Source organism: Mesorhizobium sp. NZP2298 (assembly GCF_013170825.1).
Classification (GTDB): domain Bacteria; phylum Pseudomonadota; class Alphaproteobacteria; order Rhizobiales; family Rhizobiaceae; genus Mesorhizobium.
The window spans coordinates 642,285-660,452 of the sequence record NZ_CP033365.1; the positions used below are offsets into that span (position 1 = coordinate 642,285).

Sequence of the window (18,168 nt, forward strand, 5' to 3'; positions counted from 1 at the left end):
CTGAATGTCGGTCTTGCCGGCCGCCTTTGCCAATCGAACGTCGATAAGAACCCATAAGGAGGCTTTATGCCGGACCTTGGCTCGCGACAGATTTCGCAACTCCCGCCGCTACAGGCGATCCGGGTGTTCGAAGCGGTGGCGCGGCATCTTTCCTTCACCAAGGCAGCCGGGGAACTCGCCATGACGCAAGCTGCCGTCAGCTATCAGATCAAGGTGCTGGAAGAGCGCGTCGGTGCACCGCTGTTCCTGCGCCGACCGCGACAGATCGAGCTGACCGAAGCCGGCCAGCGCCTGGCGCCGGCCGTCAGCGAGGCCTTCGCTATCCTTGGCCAGGCCTATGCGGCGGCACGTGGCGGCGCGGATGGCTTGCTGTGCGTCACCACCGTGCTGACCTTTGCCTCGAGCTGGTTGGCGCACCATCTGGGTTCGTTCCAGATGGCCCATCCAGCCCTTGCCGTGCGGCTCGAAACATCGAGCCGGCTGACGGATTTCGCCCGCGAGGATGTCGACCTCGCCATCCGTTCGGGCGGCGGCAAATGGCCGGGCCTGGAGGCCCACAAGCTGCTCGATGCCGATTTCACGCCGATGCTAAGCCCGAAACTCGCGGCGAGCATCGGCGGCGTCAAGGAGCCGGCGGACCTGCTGCGGCTGCCGATCCTCGATCCCGGCGACATCTGGTGGACACAGTGGTTCGAGACCGCGGGCGTGCACTCGCACGACCTTGCCAAGCGGCCCGGCAGCAGCATGGGCGCGCAGGCATATGAGGCCAACGCGGCCATCGCCGGCCATGGTGTGGCGATCCTGACCCGGGCGCTGTTCAAGGCCGAACTTGCCGACGGCCGCCTGATCCAGCCCTTCGACCTGGTCGGCGACGATGGCCACGCCTACTGGCTGGTCTATCCCGAGGCCCGCCGCAACGTGCCGAAGATCCGCGCCTTTCGCGACTGGCTGCTTGCCGAGATCGCCTGCTGACAGGCGCTTCGCACCCGCCCCGAGCCTCCAGACCTTCCTGTCCCGTCGCCTGATATCCCGGCACAGGGCGCGGTTCGTCGCCCCAATTTCCATGAGTCCCTTATGAATCCGACCTGTCGAGTGCTGCGCCGCAGCATCGAATCCGGCTTGACATAATTAAGACTTAGTGAGTAATTGCTCACAGCCAAGGCAAATGCTCATCTTGGTTCATGGGAGGAATTTGATGAAACTTCGCACGCTCACCCTGGGCTTGTTGTCGGCCAGCGCCCTCGCCTTCGCCGCACACGCCGAATCCATCACCATCGCCACCGTCAACAATGGCGATATGGTCCGCATGCAGAAGCTGACCGACGACTTCACCAAGGCTAACCCCGATATCCAGCTCAACTGGGTCACGCTTGAAGAAAACGTGCTGCGCGAGCGCGTCACCACCGACATCGCCACCAAGGGCGGCCAGTATGACGTGATGACCATCGGCACCTACGAGGTTCCGATCTGGGCCAAGCAGAGCTGGCTGCTGCCGCTCGACAAGCTCGGCGACGACTATGACGCCAAGGACATCATTCCGGCCATCGCCGGCGGTCTTTCGGTCGACGGCAAGCTCTATGCCGCGCCCTTCTACGGCGAAAGCTCCTTCGTCATGTACCGCAAGGACCTGATGGAGAAGGCCGGGCTGAAGATGCCCGACGCACCGACCTGGGACTTCATCAAGCAGGCCGCGGACAAGATGACCGACCGCGCCAATGGCGTGAACGGCGTGTGCCTGCGCGGCAAGGCCGGCTGGGGCGAGAACATGGCCTTCCTGACCGCCATGTCGAACTCCTTCGGCGCCCGCTGGTTCGACGAGAACTGGAAGCCGCAATTCGACCAGCCCGAATGGAAGAACACACTGCAGTTCTATGTCGACCTGATGAAGGCCGATGGCCCCGAGGGCGCGTCCTCCAACGGCTTCAACGAAAACCTGGCGCTCTTCCAGCAGGGCAAGTGCGGCATGTGGATCGATGCCACCGTCGCGGCGTCCTTCGTCTCCGATCCGAAGAACTCGACCGTCGCCGACAAGGTCGGTTATGCGCTGGCGCCCGACAATGGCCTCGGCAAGCGCGGCAACTGGCTGTGGGCATGGTCGCTGGCCATCCCCGCCGGCACCAAGAAGGCCGATGCCGCCGAGAAATTCGTGTCCTGGGCGACCAGCAAGCACTATGCCGAACTGGTCGCTTCGAAGGAAGGCTGGGCCAACGTTCCTCCGGGCACGCGCTCCTCGCTCTATGCCAATGCCGAGTACCAGAAGGCGGCTCCGTTCGCCAAGATGACGCTGGACTCCATCAACGCCGCCGACCCGACGCATCCGACCGTCAAGCCGGTGCCCTATGTCGGCGTCCAGTTCGTCGCCATCCCTGAATTCCAGGGCCTTGGCACCACTGTAGGCCAGCTCTTCTCGGCGGCTCTTGCCGGCCAGTCGAGCGTCGACGATGCGCTGAAGCAGGCCCAGGACGCCGCCACCGCGGCGATGACCGAGGGCGGGTATATCAAGTAAGGCTCCTCCCGGTGCCGAATGCCGGTTGCCTCCTCGACCGGCAACGGCCGCCCGAGTTCCCAGCTCGGGCGGCCGCCTTCAACGCCTGTGAAAATTCAGTCTGACCATTGAAGGGTGACCGTCATGGCTACTCAGCAGACCCGTTCGCTTGCCCGTTTCATGATGGCGCCATCCGTTGTGCTGCTGTTCGTCTGGATGATCGTGCCGCTGGCACTCACGCTGTGGTTCTCCTTCCAGCAGTACAATCCGCTCAACCCGATCCGCGACGGATTCGTCGGTTTCTCCAACTACGCGCTGTTCTATTCCAACCCCGCCTTCCTGCAGTCGATCCTCAACACCCTGATCCTGGTGGTCAGTGTTCTGTTGATCACGGTGATCGGCGGCATCCTGCTGGCGCTATTGATCGACCAGCCGATGTGGGGACAGGGGATCGTGCGCATCCTCGTCATTTCGCCGTTCTTCGTCATGCCGCCGGTGGCCGCACTGGTCTGGAAGAACATGATCATGCACCCGCAATATGGGGTGTTCGCCGACATAGCGCGCTTCTTCGGGATGCAACCGATCGACTGGTTCGGGCAGCACCCGCTGACGGCGATCATCATCATCGTCGCCTGGCAGTGGCTGCCTTTCGCGACACTGATCCTGTTGACCGCGCTGCAGTCTCTCGACGGCGAGCAGAAGGAAGCCGCCGAAATGGACGGCGCCGGCTTCATCAGCCGCTTCATCTACCTGACGCTGCCGCATATGTCGCGCGCCATCACCGTGGTCATCCTGATCCAGACGATCTTCCTGCTCTCGGTCTATGCCGAGATCCTCGTCACCACCAACGGCGGTCCCGGCTACGCCTCCACCAACCTGCCCTTCCTCGTCTACCAGAAGGCGTTGCTGGAGTTCAAAATCGGCCAGGCATCCGCGGGCGGCGTGATTGCCGTCATTCTCGCTAACATCGTCGCCTTCTTCGCCATGCGCGCGGTCGGCAAGAACCTCGACAAGTAAGGGAGGACAAGATGGCCCGTGCAGTCACCACCCAGCACAAGACGATCGCGACCGTTGCCGCCTGGATCGTGGCCCTGCTGATCTTCTTCCCGATCCTCTACACGATCATCACCTCGTTCAAGTCGGAACAGGAGGCGATCCAGGGCTTCAACCTGATCCCGTCGGGAACGTTCGAGAGCTATACCGAGGTTCAGGCGCAAAGCGGCTACTTCAAGTTCTTCTTCAATTCGGTGCTGCTCTCGGTCGGCTCGACCATCCTGGCCCTGCTGGTCGCCATTCCGGCGGCATGGTCGATGGCTTTCTCGCCAACCAAGCGGACCAAGGACATCCTGATGTGGATGCTGTCCACCAAGATGATGCCCGCGGTCGCCGTGCTGTTCCCGATCTACCTGATTTTCCGCAACCTCGGACTGCTCGACAGCCGCATCGGCCTGACGGTCATGCTGATGCTGATCAACCTGCCGATCGTGGTGTGGATGCTCTACACCTACTTCCGCGAGATCCCGGGCGAAATCCTGGAAGCGGCCCGCATGGACGGCGCATCGCTGTGGAACGAGATCGTCTATGTGCTGACCCCAATGGCGGTGCCCGGCATTGCCTCGACCATGCTCCTGAACATCATCCTGGCCTGGAACGAGGCGTTCTGGACGATCCGCCTGACCACCACGGATGCTGCTCCGCTGACCGCCTTCATCAGTTCCTTCTCCAGCCCGCAAGGCCTGTTCTGGGCCAAGCTTTCGGCCGCCTCGACATTGGCGATCGCGCCGATCCTGATCATGGGCTGGTTCAGCCAGAAGCAGCTGGTGCGCGGCTTGACCTTTGGCGCGGTCAAATAGCGGGCGGCGCCGAGAAATAATACCGCCGCACGCAACAGACGACGGACAATAACCCCTCGGGGAGGAAACCATGGGAAACATCACGCTCAAGAACGTCTCCAAGTCCTTCGGGGCGACGTCAATCATCCCCGGCCTCGACCTGGTGATCGAGAATGGCGAGTTCGTCGTCTTCGTCGGCCCGTCGGGTTGCGGCAAGTCAACGCTGCTGCGGCTGATCGCCGGGCTGGAGGATACCAGCGGCGGCACCATCAACATCGACGGCCGTGACGTCACCGGCGAGGCGCCGGCCAAGCGCAAGCTGGCCATGGTGTTCCAGTCCTACGCGCTCTATCCGCATATGACGGTGGCCAAGAACATCGCTTTCCCGCTAAAGATGGCGGGCGAGGACCAGGCCACCATCGACAAGAAGGTGAAGGACGCGGCACGCGTCCTCAACCTCACCAACTACCTCGAACGCCGGCCGGGCCAGCTCTCAGGCGGCCAGCGCCAGCGCGTCGCCATCGGCCGCGCCATCGTGCGCCAGCCTTCGGCCTTCCTGTTCGACGAGCCGCTCTCCAACCTCGATGCCGCGTTGCGCGGCACCATGCGCCTGGAGATCAGCGAACTGCACCATCAGTTGAAGACCACCATGATCTATGTCACCCACGACCAGGTCGAAGCCATGACCATGGCCGACAAGATCGTCGTGCTGAACGCAGGCAATATCGAGCAGGTCGGCTCACCGATGGAGCTCTACAAGACCCCGAACAATTTGTTCGTCGCCGGCTTCATCGGCTCACCGAAGATGAACCTCATAGAGGGCGCGCCGGCGGCCAAATATGGCGCCAAGACCATAGGCATCAGGCCCGAGCACATGCAGATCTCGACCACGGCGGGCGAATGGAAGGCCACCGTCGGCGTTGCCGAGCATCTGGGCTCCGACACTTTCCTGCATGTCCAGGCCGAGGGCGTTGGTCCGCTGACGGTGCGCGCCGACGGCGAGCTGGCCGTCCATCACGGCGACACGATTTATCTCACCCCCGACAAGGCCAAGCTGCATCGCTTCGGCCCTGACGGCAAGGCGATGGCGAAGTGAGGCTGAAGGACAAATCGGCGCTGGTCACCGGATCGGCGCGGGGCATCGGCAGGGCCTTCGCCGAAGCCTATGCGCGCGAGGGCGCCACGGTGGCGATTGCCGACATCAACTTCGAAGCGGCGCAGAAATCCGCCGCCGAGATCGGCGACAAGGCCTATGCGGTCAAGCTCGATGTCACGGATCAGGCATCGATCGACGCCGCGGTGAAGGCGGTGGAGAGCCGGACCGGCGGCCTCGACATATTGATCAACAACGCCGCCTTGTTCGACCTTGCGCCGATCGTCGACATCTCCAGGGCGAGCTACGAGAAACTGTTCTCCGTCAATGTCGCCGGCACTTTGTTCATGCTGCAGGCGGCTGCGCGCTCGATGATCGCGCAGGGCAAGGGCGGCAGGATCATCAACATGGCAAGCCAGGCCGGACGGCGCGGCGAGGCACTGGTCGGCGTCTACTGCGCCACCAAGGCCGCCGTCATCTCGCTGACCCAGTCGGCGGGGCTCGACCTGATCAAGCATCGCATCAACGTCAACGCCATCGCGCCCGGCGTGGTCGATGGCGAGCACTGGGATCATGTCGATTCGCTGTTCGCCAAATACGAGAACCGCCCTAGGGGCGAGAAGAAGAAACTGGTCGGCGAGGCGGTGCCATACGGTCGCATGGGCACGGCCCAGGACCTTACCGGGATGGCGGTCTTCCTCGCCAGCGCCGATGCCGAATACATCGTCGCCCAGACCTACAATGTCGATGGCGGCCAGTGGATGAGTTGAGGGGAGCGGCCTCTGTTTCTCGTCCTCCGCGAGGCGCAGAGGCCAACATCGGAGGTTGCATCGGCCCTCGCGGGCATGCCGCCCCTTATCCTCTCCCGGCTGGACGGGGAGAGGCGGAGTAACGAGGCCGGAGCCGGCCAAAGGGTAAAACAGATGACCGTGAAACTCTCTTCCGCCAATCTCGCGAACCTTCCCGCCAAGGTTGCGGGTCCGAAATACGACCGTGCCAAGCTGAAGGCCGGCATCGTCCATTTCGGTGTCGGCAATTTTCACCGCTCGCACCAGGCCGTCTATCTCGACGATCTGTTCAATTCAGGTGTCGGCCATGACTGGGCCCTGGTCGGCGCCGGTGTGTTCGAGGGCGAGAAGATCGGTCGCGGCAAGCTCCAGGAGCAGGACTGGCTGACCACGGTCGTCGAGCAGGATGACGGCCATATGAGCGCCCGCGTCACCGGCGCCATGGTTGACTTCCTGACGCCGGGCGATGCCGCCGGCATCATAGACAGGCTGGCCGATCCGGCGATCAAGATCGTGTCGCTGACCATCACCGAAGGTGGCTACTTCATCGATCCGGCCTCCGGCAAGTTCAACCCGGCTCATCCGGACATCGTCGCCGACGCCCAACCGGGCGCGACCCCGAAAACCGTGTTCGGCATCATCCTTGCCGGACTGGTGCGGCGGCGCGCTGACGGCATCGTGCCGTTCACCGTCATGTCCTGCGACAACATTCCCCATAACGGCCACGTCACCTCGGACGGCGTCATTGGGCTAGCCCGCCTGATCGACGAAGAGCTTGCCGGATGGGTGGGCGACAAGGTCGCTTTCCCAAACGCCATGGTTGACCGAATCACGCCGGCGACCACCGACCGCGAGCGCAAGATTCTGGCCGACGATTTCGGCCTGGAAGACAATTGGCCGGTGTTCTGCGAGCCCTTCAAGCAATGGGTGTTGGAGGATCACTTCACGGCCGGCCGGCCGGCCCTGGAGAAGGTCGGTGTCCAGTTCGTCAAGGATGTGTCGCCTTACGAACTGATGAAGATCCGTATCCTCAACGGCGGCCATGCCACCATTGCCTATCCCGCCGGGCTGATGGACATCCATTTCGTCCATGAGGCGATGCAGGAGCCGCTGGTGCGCGGCTTTCTCGACAAGCTCGAGCATGACGAGATCATTCCGACGGTGCCGCCGGTGCCGGACACGGTGCTGGAGGACTATTACCAACTCATCGAGAAGCGCTTCTCCAATCCCAAGATCGGCGACACGGTGCGCCGGCTCTGCCTCGACGGCTCCAATCGTCAGCCGAAATTCATCATCCCGACCATTGCCGACCGACTCAAGGCCGGCAAAGGCGTTGCCGGGCTGGCGCTGGAATCAGCCCTCTGGTGCCGCTACTGCTTCGGCACGACCGACAGCGGCGCCATCATCGAACCCAACGACCCGAGCTGGGACCGGCTGCAGGCGACGGCAAAGGCGGCAAAGGATGCGCCCGCCGCCTGGCTGGCGATGGAGGACATCTATGGCGATGTCGGCCGCGCCACGGCATTCGTCGAGGCCTTCGGTCACGCGCTCGGCGTCCTGTGGGCCAATGGCGCCCGCGCCACGCTGACGCGCTATCTCGCCGGCAATCTCTGAAAGCCATTCGATATCATGACGCCTGAACTGGTCATCTTCGACTGCGATGGCGTGCTGGTCGACAGCGAAGCGCTCTCCGTCTCGGCTCTGCTTGGCATGATCGAACTCGCCGGCGGCAATATCGGCGTGGATGCCGCCTACGAACACTTCCTCGGCAAGAGCATGAAAAGCGTGCGCGAAATGCTTGGCCGCGATTTCGGCCTGGAGATCACCGACCAGCACCTTACCGCCATGCGCGTCGACCTGATGCGAAAGTTCCGTGAGGAACTGCAGCCGATCCTAGGCATCAAGGAGATGTTGCCCAGGCTTGGCCTGCCGTTCTGCGTCGCCTCTTCCGGCACGCTGGAACGCATTCGATACGCGCTCGACGTGACCGGCCTGCTCGGGCTGATGGAGCCGCATCTGTTCAGCGCCACCATGGTCGCCAAGGGAAAACCGGCGCCCGATCTTTTCCTGCATGCCGCGGCCAGCATGCGGGCCCATCCGCGCAAATGCCTCGTCATCGAGGACAGTCCGGCCGGCGTCGCGGCGGCGCGCGCGGCCGGCATGCGCGTCTTCGCCTTCACCGGCGGCTCGCATGCCGGCAACCCCGCCTTGAAAGCGCGGCTTGCGTCGAGTGAACCGGACTTTATATTCGCTGACATGCTGCAATTGCCCGATCTGATTGCAGGCATGGGAGCGAGAGTTAGAGCATCTTGACGAAACAGTTTGTTTGCGCGGTCGATGTCGGCACCGGGAGCGCTCGCGCGGGCATTCTCGACGCCAGTGGTACCTTGCTCGGCCGTGCCGATCGGCCGATCGCCATGAACCAGCCAAAACCCGATCATGCCGAGCATGATTCGCGCGATATCTGGTCGGCCGTCTGCGCCGCCGTGCGTGCCGCCCGCGAAAAAGCCGGTGTCGCGGCGCAAGAAATTGTCGGCATCTCCTTCGATGCCACCTGTTCTCTTGTGGTGCGCGACCGGCAGGGCGATCAGCTCAGCGTTTCGACCACCGGCGACAAGCGTTGGGACACCATCGTCTGGCTCGACCACCGCGCCATTGCCGAGGCCGACGAATGCACGGCGAGCAGCCACGAGGTGCTCAACTATATTGGCGGCGTGATGTCGCCGGAAATGGCAACGCCGAAGCTGATGTGGCTGAAGCGCAACCTGCCAAGGACCTGGAATGAAGCCGGCTATCTATTCGACCTGGCCGACTTCCTGACCTGGCAGGCGACCGGCTCGCTGGCCCGCTCGCAATGCACGCTGACGGCGAAGTGGACCTATCTGGCGCATGAGGAACGCGCATGGCAGCGCGATTTCTTCGAAATCGTCGGCCTGGATGACCTTTTCGAGCACGGCAATCTGCCGGAGCGCGCCAGTCCGGTCGGCGCCGACATTGGTCCGCTGACGGCGCAAGCGGCGGCGGAGCTCGGCCTGACGGAAAGCTGCCGGGTCGGCGCCGGGGTCATCGACGCCTATGCCGGCGCGCTTGGCGTGCTTGGCGGCTTTGCCGGCGATGAACAGGATATCGGCCGTCACCTGGCGCTGATCGCCGGCACGTCGAGCTGCGTCATGGCGATGTCGCCCGATCCGCAGCCTTTCGCCGGTGTCTGGGGTCCCTATTACGGCGCGGCGCTGCCGAAGCTGTGGCTGTCGGAAGGCGGCCAGTCGGCCACCGGCGCCCTGCTTGACCACATCATCCGCTGGCACGGCGCCGGCGGCGAGCCCGACGCCGCGATGCACGCCAAAATTGCCAGGCGTGTCACCGAACTGCGCGCCGCCGAAGGGGAGAACCTCGCCGCGCGGCTGCATGTGCTGCCGGACTTCCACGGCAACCGCTCGCCGCTGGCCGATCCGCATGCCGTCGGCGTCGTCAGCGGGCTGACGCTGGATTCCTCCTTCGATAGCCTGTGCAAGCTTTACTGGCGCACCGCCGTCGGCATCGCGCTCGGCGTGCGTCATGTGCTGGAGGCGCTGAACGAGAACGGCTATCTGATCGACACGCTGCATGTCACCGGCGGTCACACCAAGAACCCGCTGCTGATGGAGCTCTACGCCGATGCCACCGGTTGCACGGTGGTCGAACCGCTGGCCGACGAGGCGGTACTGCTCGGCACCGGCATGGTCGCCGCCACCGCCGCCGGGCTGTTTCCCGACCTCAACGCCGCCTGCCTTGCCATGCAGCAGGGCGGCAAGAGGCGTGCCGCCAACCCGGTCGCCGGCGCCCGCTTCGATCGCGACTACCGGATATTCCTGGAAATGCACCGGCAGCGGCAGGCGCTCGACGCGATACGGTAGGCTTTGCACTACTGCTTGCGCAGCGAGGCGCCCGACGCCGCGTCGAACAGATGGATGCTTTCTTCCTCGAATGTGTAGCGCACAGGGGCGTTCAGCACCGGGCATTCACGTGCCGGAACCAGCGCGCTGATCTCCTTGCCACCGGAACCGAATGTCACTAGCGCGTCATTGCCGTGGAATTCGATGAGATCGGCCGTGCCTTGCAATATGCCGGCGTCACCGGCACCGGCCGTCTTCAGGTCCGGAGGCCGGATGCCCAGCACGGCGCGGTCGCCATGCCGCAGATGAAACCCCCGGCCCTCGACCGAAAGAACCGTTCCGGCACCGGTCAATATCCAGCCATTGCCTGAGCGGCCGACCGTTACCTCGATGAAATTCATGTTCGGCGTGCCGATGAACCCGGCGACGAACATGTTGCCGGGCCGCCGATAGATTTCCGCCGGAGAACCGATCTGCTCGATGACGCCGTCCTTGAGCAGCACGATGCGGTCGGCCAGCGTCATCGCCTCCAGCTGGTCATGGGTGACGTAGACGGTGGTGGTCTTCAACGACTGGTGCAGGCGCGCGATCTCGACGCGCATATGGTTGCGCAGCTTGGCGTCGAGATTGGAAAGCGGCTCGTCGAACAGGAACACTTTTGGTGTCTTGATCATGGCCCGCGCAATCGCCACGCGCTGCTGCTGGCCGCCGGAAAGCTCAGCCGGCTTGCGGCCGAGATAGGGTTCGAGCCCAAGCGTCCTCGAGACCGCTTCGACCCGCTTGCGAATATCGGCCGCCGGCACCTTCTGGCGCCGCAACCCGAAGGCGATGTTGTCGAAGATCGTCATGTGCGGATAGAGCGCGTAGTTCTGGAACACCATGGCGATGCCGCGGTCGCCCGGATCGAGATCGTTGACCACCTTGCCGCCGATCGAGACCTCGCCGCCGCTGATGTCCTCCAGCCCCGCCAGCATGCGCAGCAAGGTCGACTTGCCGCAGCCGGACGGGCCGAGAAACACAACGAATTCGTGCTCTTCAATGCTGAGATTGAGGTCGCGGATCACCGTGGTGGCGCCATAGGCCTTGTCGACATGGGAGCAAACGATCGCGGACATGGTCAGCCCTTCTCGCCGCTGAGCAGGATCTGCAGCTTGACGTCCTGCGGGTTGCCTTCGGCAGCCCGCTCGAATGCCTTGATGCTGTCGGAGAAATCATAGGTGCCGGTGATCAGCGGCTTGAGGTCGACCTTGCCGGAAGCGATCAGTTGCAAGGCGCGGTCGAAGATGTTGGCATAGCGGAACACCGTCTCGATGCGCACCTCCTTGGAGATCGCAGCCGGCACGTTGAGGGCGACCGGCTCCACCGGCAGGCCGACCAGCACCACCGCACCGCCCGGCCGCACGATATCGAACAGGCCCGCGAAGGCCTTCGGGCTGCCGCTGGCCTCGAAGACGATGTCGGCACCCCAATTGCCGGTCGCGGCGGCAACGGCATCGGCCAGCGACTGCTCGCCGATATTGACCGGCACGATGCCGGCATATTGCGCGGCAATCGCCAGCTTGGGCGCGGAGAAGTCGGAGATCAGCACCTTCGAACAGCCGCCGGCAAGAGCGGCAAGCGCGATCATGATGCCGATCGGGCCGCAGCCGACGACGACGGCAACATCGCCCGGAACGATCCGGGCACGGCTTGCCGCCTGCATGCCGATGGCGAAGGGTTCGACCATCGCACCCTCGGCGAAAGAGACATTGTCGGGCAGTTTGTAGGTGAAGGCGGCCGGGTGCACGGCGTAGGGCGCGAGCACGCCATGCACCGGCGGCGTCGCCCAGAAGCGTACGTCCGGATCGACATTGTAGATGCCGAGCTTGGTCGCGCGTGACGACAGGTTCGGCACGCCCGGTTCCATGCAGACGCGGTCGCCTACCTTGAACGTCTCGACATTGGCGCCGATCTCGACAATCGTCCCCGCGGCTTCGTGGCCGAGCACCATCGGCGCGCGCACCACATAGCTGCCGATGGCGCCATGCGTGTAATAGTGCACGTCGCTGCCGCAGACGCCGACCGTGTGGATGGCTATCCTGACGTCGTCCGGCCCGACATCGAGCGGCAACGCGATCTCGCGCAGCGACAATTCGCCTTTTTTCTCAAGCACCAGTGCCCGCATCGGGAAATCCTCACATCAAGTCTTTTTTTGCCGGAAAACGGAATTCAGGAAGCCGCTGAGCACGCCGAGGAACAGCAGCGGCGGCAGCGACAAGAGCACGACCGAGGCGTTCAGAATGCCCCACGGCACATTCATGCCCTGCTGGGAGAGTTCCGAAGCGACGATCGGCAAGGTCTTGGCGTTGGAACTCGACAGCATCAGCGCGATCAGGAATTCGTTCCAGACCAGCACGAAGCTGAAGGCGACCGCCCCTGCCAGGGAGCGGGCGGCGACGGGCAGCGCGATGCGCCAGAACACCGAATAGGCACCGTAGCCGTCGACGAACGCTGCTTCCTCGATCTCCTTCGGCACGCCTTGGAAGGCGGGGATGGCGAGCCACATGATCACCGAGATGGTGAGCAGGCAATAGGTGATGATCAGCGCCGGCAAAGTATCGTAGAGGCCGACCTGCAGCCAGATCACCATCAGCGGGATGGCCACCGCGACCGGCGGCAGGAAGCGCAGCGACAGCACGAAGAACTGGATATCGCCGGCCCATCGGTTGGGATAGCGCGCCACCGCATAGGCCGCCGGCAGGCCGAGCACGACGCCGATCAGCACGGCCGAGCCGCAGGCGACGACCGAGTTGTAGAGCCCTGTGAGCACGCTGTCGCGGCCAAGGATGTAGCTGATGTTGGCCCATGTCGGCGTGAACACCAGGCGCGGCACGCGGGTGATGATGTCGACATTGTTCTTGAGCGCGTTGAGCGCCGTCCACAGCAGCGGAAACACGGCCAGGAATCCAGCCAGGACCAATATCGCCTTGCCGATCAGCCTGCCGGGCTTCATGCCTGCACCCGCTTCCACAGCATGGTGAAGGTGATGACGGTGGCGATCATCATCAGCACGGCCATGGCCGAGGCGTAGGAGACCTTGCCGGACTCGATGAAGCCTTGCGAAAAGGCGTACATGTCGAGCGTTTCGGTGGCCACGCCGGGCCCGCCGCGGGTCATCACATAGATCAGGTCGAAGGAGCGCAGCGATTCGATCATCTTGACGAACATCAGGCTGATCAATGGTGCCTTCAGCATCGGCAAGGTCACATAGGCGTGGATCTGCCAGCGCCTGGCATGGTCGAGCCGTGCAGCCTCGATCGGCTGCGGCGGCAGGGTTTCGAGCAGCTTCAGCACGATGACGGCGAAGAACAGGCCCCATTGCCAGACATCGACCGACGCAACGGCGAACAACGCCGTCGCCGGCTTCGACAGCGGGTCGAAGATCAGCCCGCCGGTGATGAGCCTGTAGGGGTAGGTGGCGATGCCGTAGAGCGGATGGTAGGCGAACTTCCAGACGAAGGCGGCAGAGACGCGCGGCAACAGCACCGGGACGATGAACAGCAGGCAGTAGACATTGCGCAGCCGTGGGCTGGCGACCTCGAACATCAGCACGCCGAGCCCGATCGCCACCACCATCGTCGCGACAACGGTGACGATCTCCCATTTCACCGACACCCAGACGGCGTTGAGAAAGCGGCGGTCGAAGAACAGGTCATAAAAGTTCGAAAGCCAGACCCAGGAATAATCGGGCGTGCTCAACTCGCGATTCTGCAAGGCGATGACGATGGCGTAGAGCGTCGGCACCATCGACAGCACCAGAAGGATGGCGATGGTCGGAACGACGAAGGTGACAGGGAGCGACGTGCGTCGGGCCATTGGCATCTATCCTCGCTTGCGTCTCGATCGTGTCGGCATGACTTACTCGTTGGGCAAAGTTCCCGCGGCGCGCGGGTCCCGGCATTGCGGACAATGTCGCGGACCGCGCGCCACGGGCGGGAGGATGGCTCTATTTCTTCTTCGCCAGATCGTTGGCATAGGCCTCGAGCTCGTTGAGGCCGCCCTTGATGTCGGTGCGGGTGCCGGTGACCAGCTCCTCGAGGATGATGCCCCAACGGTCGCCGAGATCCGGCCAGCGCGGATCCTGCCAGAAGTTCACCGCCGTGACCTTGCCGGTCTCGGCCAGCGCCTGACCGAGATCGGCGCCATAGATATCGGCGAATTCCTTGCTGGACAGGATGCTGGTGCGGTTCAGCTCGCCGAACTGGTGGGCATCGAGCCTGCGCTTCTCGTTTTCCTTCGACGTCGCCCAGGCGATGAACAGGCCGGCGCATTTCTTCGAGGCATCATCGGCATTGGCCTTCGCCGCGATGGCAAGGCCATGGCCGTAACCGCCGCCGGGCAGTGGCGAGGGCGGCGGCAGGAAGCCGATCTTGCCGACCACCTGCGAGGTCTTCGGATCTACCGCCATGCCCGACAGCGGCGTCGATTCGACGAGGATGGCGACCTGGCCGGAGAGGAAGGCGCCGGTCGATTCATCCCAGCTGCCGGTCTGCGTGCCGGGGGCCGAATCCTTGAAGAGTTTCAGATAGGTTTCGGTCGCCTTGACGGCGGCGTCCGAATTGAAGACCGGCTTGTCGCCATCAAACCACTGACCGCCATAGGCCTTGAAGAAGGGCATCCAGCGCCAGACATTGGCGCCCGAACCGCGTGCGCCGCGCAGCGCGATGCCATACATGCCCTTGTCCGGATTGGTGAGCTTCGGCACATCGGCGATCAGTTCGTCGAGTGTCTTCGGCGGCTTGATGCCGGCGGCCTCGAGCACGTCCTTGCGGTAGACCATCAGGTCGCCGCCGCCGGTCAGCGGCGCGAACCAGACCTTGCCGTCATAGGTCGCGACCTTCTGGCGGCCGGGATCGAAGTCGGCATAATCGTAGTCAGCCGGATAATAATCGGTCAGCGGCACGATCCATTTCGATGAGGCGAACAGAGCGACATTGGCTTCGTCGACATAGTAGACGTTGTAGTTGCCGACGGTGGACGCATCGGCGCGCGATTTCGCGCGGCGGTCGTTCTCGTTCAGATAGTCGATCTGGAAGCCGGCGCCGGCAAGCTTCTCGAACTCGGCCTTGGAATCCTCCAGAAGCGTCAGGCCGTCTCTTGGCTGCGCCAGCACCTTGACCGGCGCCGAGCAGACCGGCGCCTGCGCCAGCGCGATGGTTGATACGGTAGCGGAAAGCATGAAAGCTGCGCCCAAGCCCGCAGCGAGCCGAATTGGTTTCATTGATTTTCTCCTCCAGGAACACTCGCGGGAAGCGGACATCCTCGGGGTCTGCGATCCTCACCATCGCCCGAGCGACAAGCGACCCGTCGCCAAAATGAGGAGTTCAACCGGACCAAGCTAGAAGCCCCGTTGCAGCAAACATGTACTTTTATGCATTGTGCAGCGCAAAAAACGGCACCTCGGAACAAAGTCCGTCACACGAGTATCGATCGCGTCCAAGCCGTTGATTTAAGTCGTGCTTATGCGCGCATCGTCAGCCGTTGCCGCGACAGCTTGCGGTAGGACGACGGCGTCATCTTGTGCTTGCGCAGGAAGGCGCGGTTGAAGTTCGAGATGTTCATGTAGCCGACCTGGAAACAGATGTCGGTGATGGCAACATCGGTATCCGCCAGCAGCTTGCAGGCCTGCCAGAGCCTGAGCTTGGCAAGGTGGTCGCTGAAGGAGTTGCCGGTGTTCTTCTGGAAGAAGCGTGAAAATGTGCTCTCCGTCATTCCCCCGAGTTCGGCCACGTCGGGCAACTTCAGATCCTCGGCGAAATGCTGGAACAGATAGGTCAGCGTGCGCTGGATGATGTCGAGCGACGCGGCATCGAGAACCGGCGAGAAATCCGGCGAAGACAAGAGTTCGTACTCGTCGGTCCTGGCCAGGAGGTCGACCAGTTCGAGGAACAGGCAGAGGCGGGCGAGCCCATGCACCGTTCCCATCCGCTCCATCAGTTCGGCGCCCTCCAGCGCCGTGCGACCGTGAAAGACCATGCCGCGCAGCGACCGTTCGAGGAACGGCTCCAGTTCGCGCAGTTCGGGCAACAGGCCCGCCGAGCCGCGCAGCCTCTGCGCATCGAATTGCAGGACGATGTCGCGGCCTTCGATCAGCTCGCCCGGCTGCACCGCCGTCACCCAGTCATGCGGCAGGCCGCCGCCGACGATGGTGAGGTAGCCAGGCCCGAACTCGCCAATGTGATCGCCAACCAAGACCACGCCGGAGGATTTCCTGAGCAGATGGATTTCGTATTCCGGATGAAAGTTCCAGACATTGCGCTCCCAGGGGTAGTCGTCGAGCCTCCACAGGAAACTGTCGCTCGCCTCGGTGACGATATGTTCGAAGGCCGGCGCAGTCCGAAGCGTGGCAACAGGGTTTTTTCGCTGTCTGAACGCCATCGTTCCTCCCAGGCGGTTCGCTGGCTGCCGATCTCCGAGGCAATCCGTAACAGCCCGCAGCCAGCAAGGGAACGACGCAACCGCACCCGGGGAATGGCGCTGGCTCAATCGGTACCCGCTCCTCCTCCCTTGCCTTCATGTCGCATTTCGTTCAATAGACGGCGCAAACGCCGCGAAACCGTTGGTTTTGCCGTTTGACATGCGGCTTCCGGCTTCTTTTGCCGACGTGCCGCGCCTGGAAAGAGCGGAACAATGTCTGCGATCGAAGCCGGCGCTCGCGCGCCGGAAAATCTTTGGCGTCAGGAAATCAAGGCGACGCTGGCGCTGGCCTGGCCGATGGTGCTGACCAATCTCGGCCAAACGGCGATGACGGCCACCGACGTCATGATGATGGGACGTCTTGGAGCGGATACGCTGGCCAGCGGCGCGCTTGGCGCCAACCTCTATTTCATGCCGCTGATCTTCGGCCTTGGCCTGATGCTGGCGACCTCGCCGATGATCGCGACCGAGCTTGGCCGCCGCCGCCATTCGGTGCGCGACCTGCGCCGCACCGTGCGCCAGGGCCTGTGGCTGGCAATCCTGATCTCGATCCCGATATGGCTCGTGCTTTGGCACGGTGAGGCCATTCTGCTGGCGATGGGCCAGGAGCCGGCGCTGGCGCATCAGGCCGGCATCTATCTGCGCTGGCTTGAATGGGCGGTGCTGCCTTTCTACGGCTATATCGTGCTGCGCTCGTTCATCTCGGCGCTGGAACGGCCGGGCTGGGCGCTGGTCATCGTCTTCGTCGCCGTTGCCTGCAACGTGTTCTTCAACTGGGTGTTCATGTTCGGCAATCTCGGCGTACCGGCCATGGGCATCTCCGGCTCGGGCCTTGCGACCTCGCTTTCCAGCACGCTGATGTTCGTCGGCATGTCTGTCGTGGTGATGCTGGAGAAGAAGTTCCGGCGCTATCATCTCTTCGGCCGCTTCTGGCGATCCGACTGGCCGCGCTTCAAGGGGCTGCTGCGGCTTGGCCTGCCGATCGCCGGCATCCTGGCTTTCGAGGTGACCATCTTCAACGCGGCCGCCTTGCTGATGGGCCTGATCGATGCGGATTCGCTCGCCGCGCACGCCATCGCCATCCAGATCGCCTCGATCTCCTTCATGGTGCCGCTCGGCCTCAACCAGGCGGTGACGGTCCGCGTCGGGCTTGCGCATGGCGCCGGCAATCCGGAAGGCGTGTCGCGCGCTGGCTGGACGGCCTTTGTCATCGGCGTCTCGTTCATGGCACTGATGGGGCTGGTGATGGTCCTTTGGCCGCATCTCTTGATTAGCGCCTTCATCGATCTCGCCAACCCGGCCAATGCCAGGGTGATCGCGCTCGCCGTGTCCTTCCTGGTGTTTGCCGCACTGTTCCAGGTTTTCGATGGTGCGCAGGCGGTTGCCGCCGGCATGCTGCGCGGCCTGCACGACACCAAGGTGCCGATGATCTATGCCGCGATCGGCTATTGGGGCGTCGGCCTGCCGCTCGGCGTGCTGCTCGCCTTCCATTTCGGTTTGCACGGCGTCGGCATCTGGATCGGTCTCTCGACAGGGTTGGCCGTGGTGGCGGCGCTGCTCCTGGCGCGCTGGCTGCGCCGCGATCGGATCGCGCCGCCGCTTGCCTTCGGGCATTGAACGGGACGGTTGCCGGCTGCCC

General features: G+C 63.5%; 16 protein-coding genes. 10 read left to right on the plus strand and 6 right to left on the minus strand.

The annotated features are described in order from the left end of the window. Nucleotides 1-66 precede the first annotated feature (66 nt). From gcvA to EB231_RS03045, 9 genes are all read left to right on the plus strand, one after another. Complete coding sequence (gene gcvA / locus EB231_RS03005) at nucleotides 67-972, plus strand: transcriptional regulator GcvA (RefSeq protein ID WP_172347525.1); 906 nt, start codon at nucleotides 67-69, stop codon at nucleotides 970-972. A gap of 223 nt (nucleotides 973-1,195) precedes the next feature. Beyond that, nucleotides 1,196-2,506 carry an ABC transporter substrate-binding protein gene (locus tag EB231_RS03010; protein WP_172347526.1) on the plus strand — a complete coding sequence of 437 codons (1,311 nt, stop codon included), beginning with the start codon at nucleotides 1,196-1,198 and terminating at the stop codon, nucleotides 2,504-2,506. Between the two features lie 123 nt (nucleotides 2,507-2,629). Next, nucleotides 2,630-3,502, plus strand: a complete 873-nt coding sequence (locus tag EB231_RS03015) for a carbohydrate ABC transporter permease (RefSeq protein WP_056568526.1) — start codon at nucleotides 2,630-2,632, stop codon at nucleotides 3,500-3,502. 11 nt (nucleotides 3,503-3,513) lie between these two features. Next, nucleotides 3,514-4,338, plus strand: coding sequence for a carbohydrate ABC transporter permease (locus EB231_RS03020; protein WP_172347527.1), 825 nt, complete (start codon nucleotides 3,514-3,516; stop codon nucleotides 4,336-4,338). Nucleotides 4,339-4,408: 70 nt separating this feature from the next. After that, a complete protein-coding gene (locus EB231_RS03025; protein ID WP_172347528.1) occupies nucleotides 4,409-5,413 on the plus strand; it encodes an ABC transporter ATP-binding protein in 1,005 nt (334 codons plus the stop codon). Continuing rightward, nucleotides 5,410-6,180 carry an L-iditol 2-dehydrogenase gene (locus EB231_RS03030; protein WP_172347529.1) on the plus strand — a complete coding sequence of 257 codons (771 nt, stop codon included), beginning with the start codon at nucleotides 5,410-5,412 and terminating at the stop codon, nucleotides 6,178-6,180. The genes EB231_RS03025 and EB231_RS03030 overlap by 4 nt, the downstream gene beginning before the upstream one ends. Before the next feature lie 153 nt (nucleotides 6,181-6,333). Further along, nucleotides 6,334-7,812 carry a mannitol dehydrogenase family protein gene (locus tag EB231_RS03035; RefSeq protein ID WP_172347530.1) on the plus strand — a complete coding sequence of 493 codons (1,479 nt, stop codon included), beginning with the start codon at nucleotides 6,334-6,336 and terminating at the stop codon, nucleotides 7,810-7,812. A 15-nt stretch (nucleotides 7,813-7,827) separates the two neighbouring features. Next, nucleotides 7,828-8,511, plus strand: a complete 684-nt coding sequence (locus EB231_RS03040) for an HAD-IA family hydrolase (RefSeq protein ID WP_172347531.1) — start codon at nucleotides 7,828-7,830, stop codon at nucleotides 8,509-8,511. Then, the gene (locus tag EB231_RS03045; RefSeq protein WP_172347532.1) at nucleotides 8,508-10,094 is read left to right on the plus strand and encodes an FGGY-family carbohydrate kinase; all 1,587 of its coding nucleotides are present in this window, start codon (nucleotides 8,508-8,510) and stop codon (nucleotides 10,092-10,094) included. The genes EB231_RS03040 and EB231_RS03045 overlap by 4 nt, the downstream gene beginning before the upstream one ends. Before the next feature lie 8 nt (nucleotides 10,095-10,102). Here EB231_RS03045 and EB231_RS03050 read toward each other — a convergent pair whose 3' ends face one another. The 6 genes from EB231_RS03050 to EB231_RS03075 all read right to left on the minus strand — a co-directional run bounded on the left by EB231_RS03050 (nucleotide 10,103) and on the right by EB231_RS03075 (nucleotide 16,490). Beyond that, entirely contained in the window at nucleotides 10,103-11,188 is a 1,086-nt protein-coding gene (locus EB231_RS03050; RefSeq protein WP_172347533.1) for an ABC transporter ATP-binding protein, read from the minus strand. A 2-nt stretch (nucleotides 11,189-11,190) separates the two neighbouring features. Then, nucleotides 11,191-12,237, minus strand: a complete 1,047-nt coding sequence (locus EB231_RS03055) for an NAD(P)-dependent alcohol dehydrogenase (protein WP_172347534.1) — start codon at nucleotides 12,235-12,237, stop codon at nucleotides 11,191-11,193. Between the two features lie 15 nt (nucleotides 12,238-12,252). Next, complete coding sequence (locus tag EB231_RS03060; RefSeq protein WP_172347535.1) at nucleotides 12,253-13,065, minus strand: carbohydrate ABC transporter permease; 813 nt, start codon at nucleotides 13,063-13,065, stop codon at nucleotides 12,253-12,255. Beyond that, nucleotides 13,062-13,928 carry a carbohydrate ABC transporter permease gene (locus EB231_RS03065; RefSeq protein WP_172347536.1) on the minus strand — a complete coding sequence of 289 codons (867 nt, stop codon included), beginning with the start codon at nucleotides 13,926-13,928 and terminating at the stop codon, nucleotides 13,062-13,064. The genes EB231_RS03060 and EB231_RS03065 overlap by 4 nt, the downstream gene beginning before the upstream one ends. Before the next feature lie 130 nt (nucleotides 13,929-14,058). Next, complete coding sequence (locus EB231_RS03070) at nucleotides 14,059-15,333, minus strand: ABC transporter substrate-binding protein (protein ID WP_172347537.1); 1,275 nt, start codon at nucleotides 15,331-15,333, stop codon at nucleotides 14,059-14,061. 239 nt (nucleotides 15,334-15,572) lie between these two features. Beyond that, nucleotides 15,573-16,490: an AraC family transcriptional regulator gene (locus EB231_RS03075; protein WP_172347538.1), complete on the minus strand. Its 918-nt coding sequence runs from the start codon at nucleotides 16,488-16,490 to the stop codon at nucleotides 15,573-15,575. A gap of 252 nt (nucleotides 16,491-16,742) precedes the next feature. Here EB231_RS03075 and EB231_RS03080 point away from each other — a divergent pair, with 252 nt between their 5' ends. After that, nucleotides 16,743-18,146: an MATE family efflux transporter gene (locus EB231_RS03080; protein ID WP_172347539.1), complete on the plus strand. Its 1,404-nt coding sequence runs from the start codon at nucleotides 16,743-16,745 to the stop codon at nucleotides 18,144-18,146. Nucleotides 18,147-18,168 lie beyond the last annotated feature (22 nt).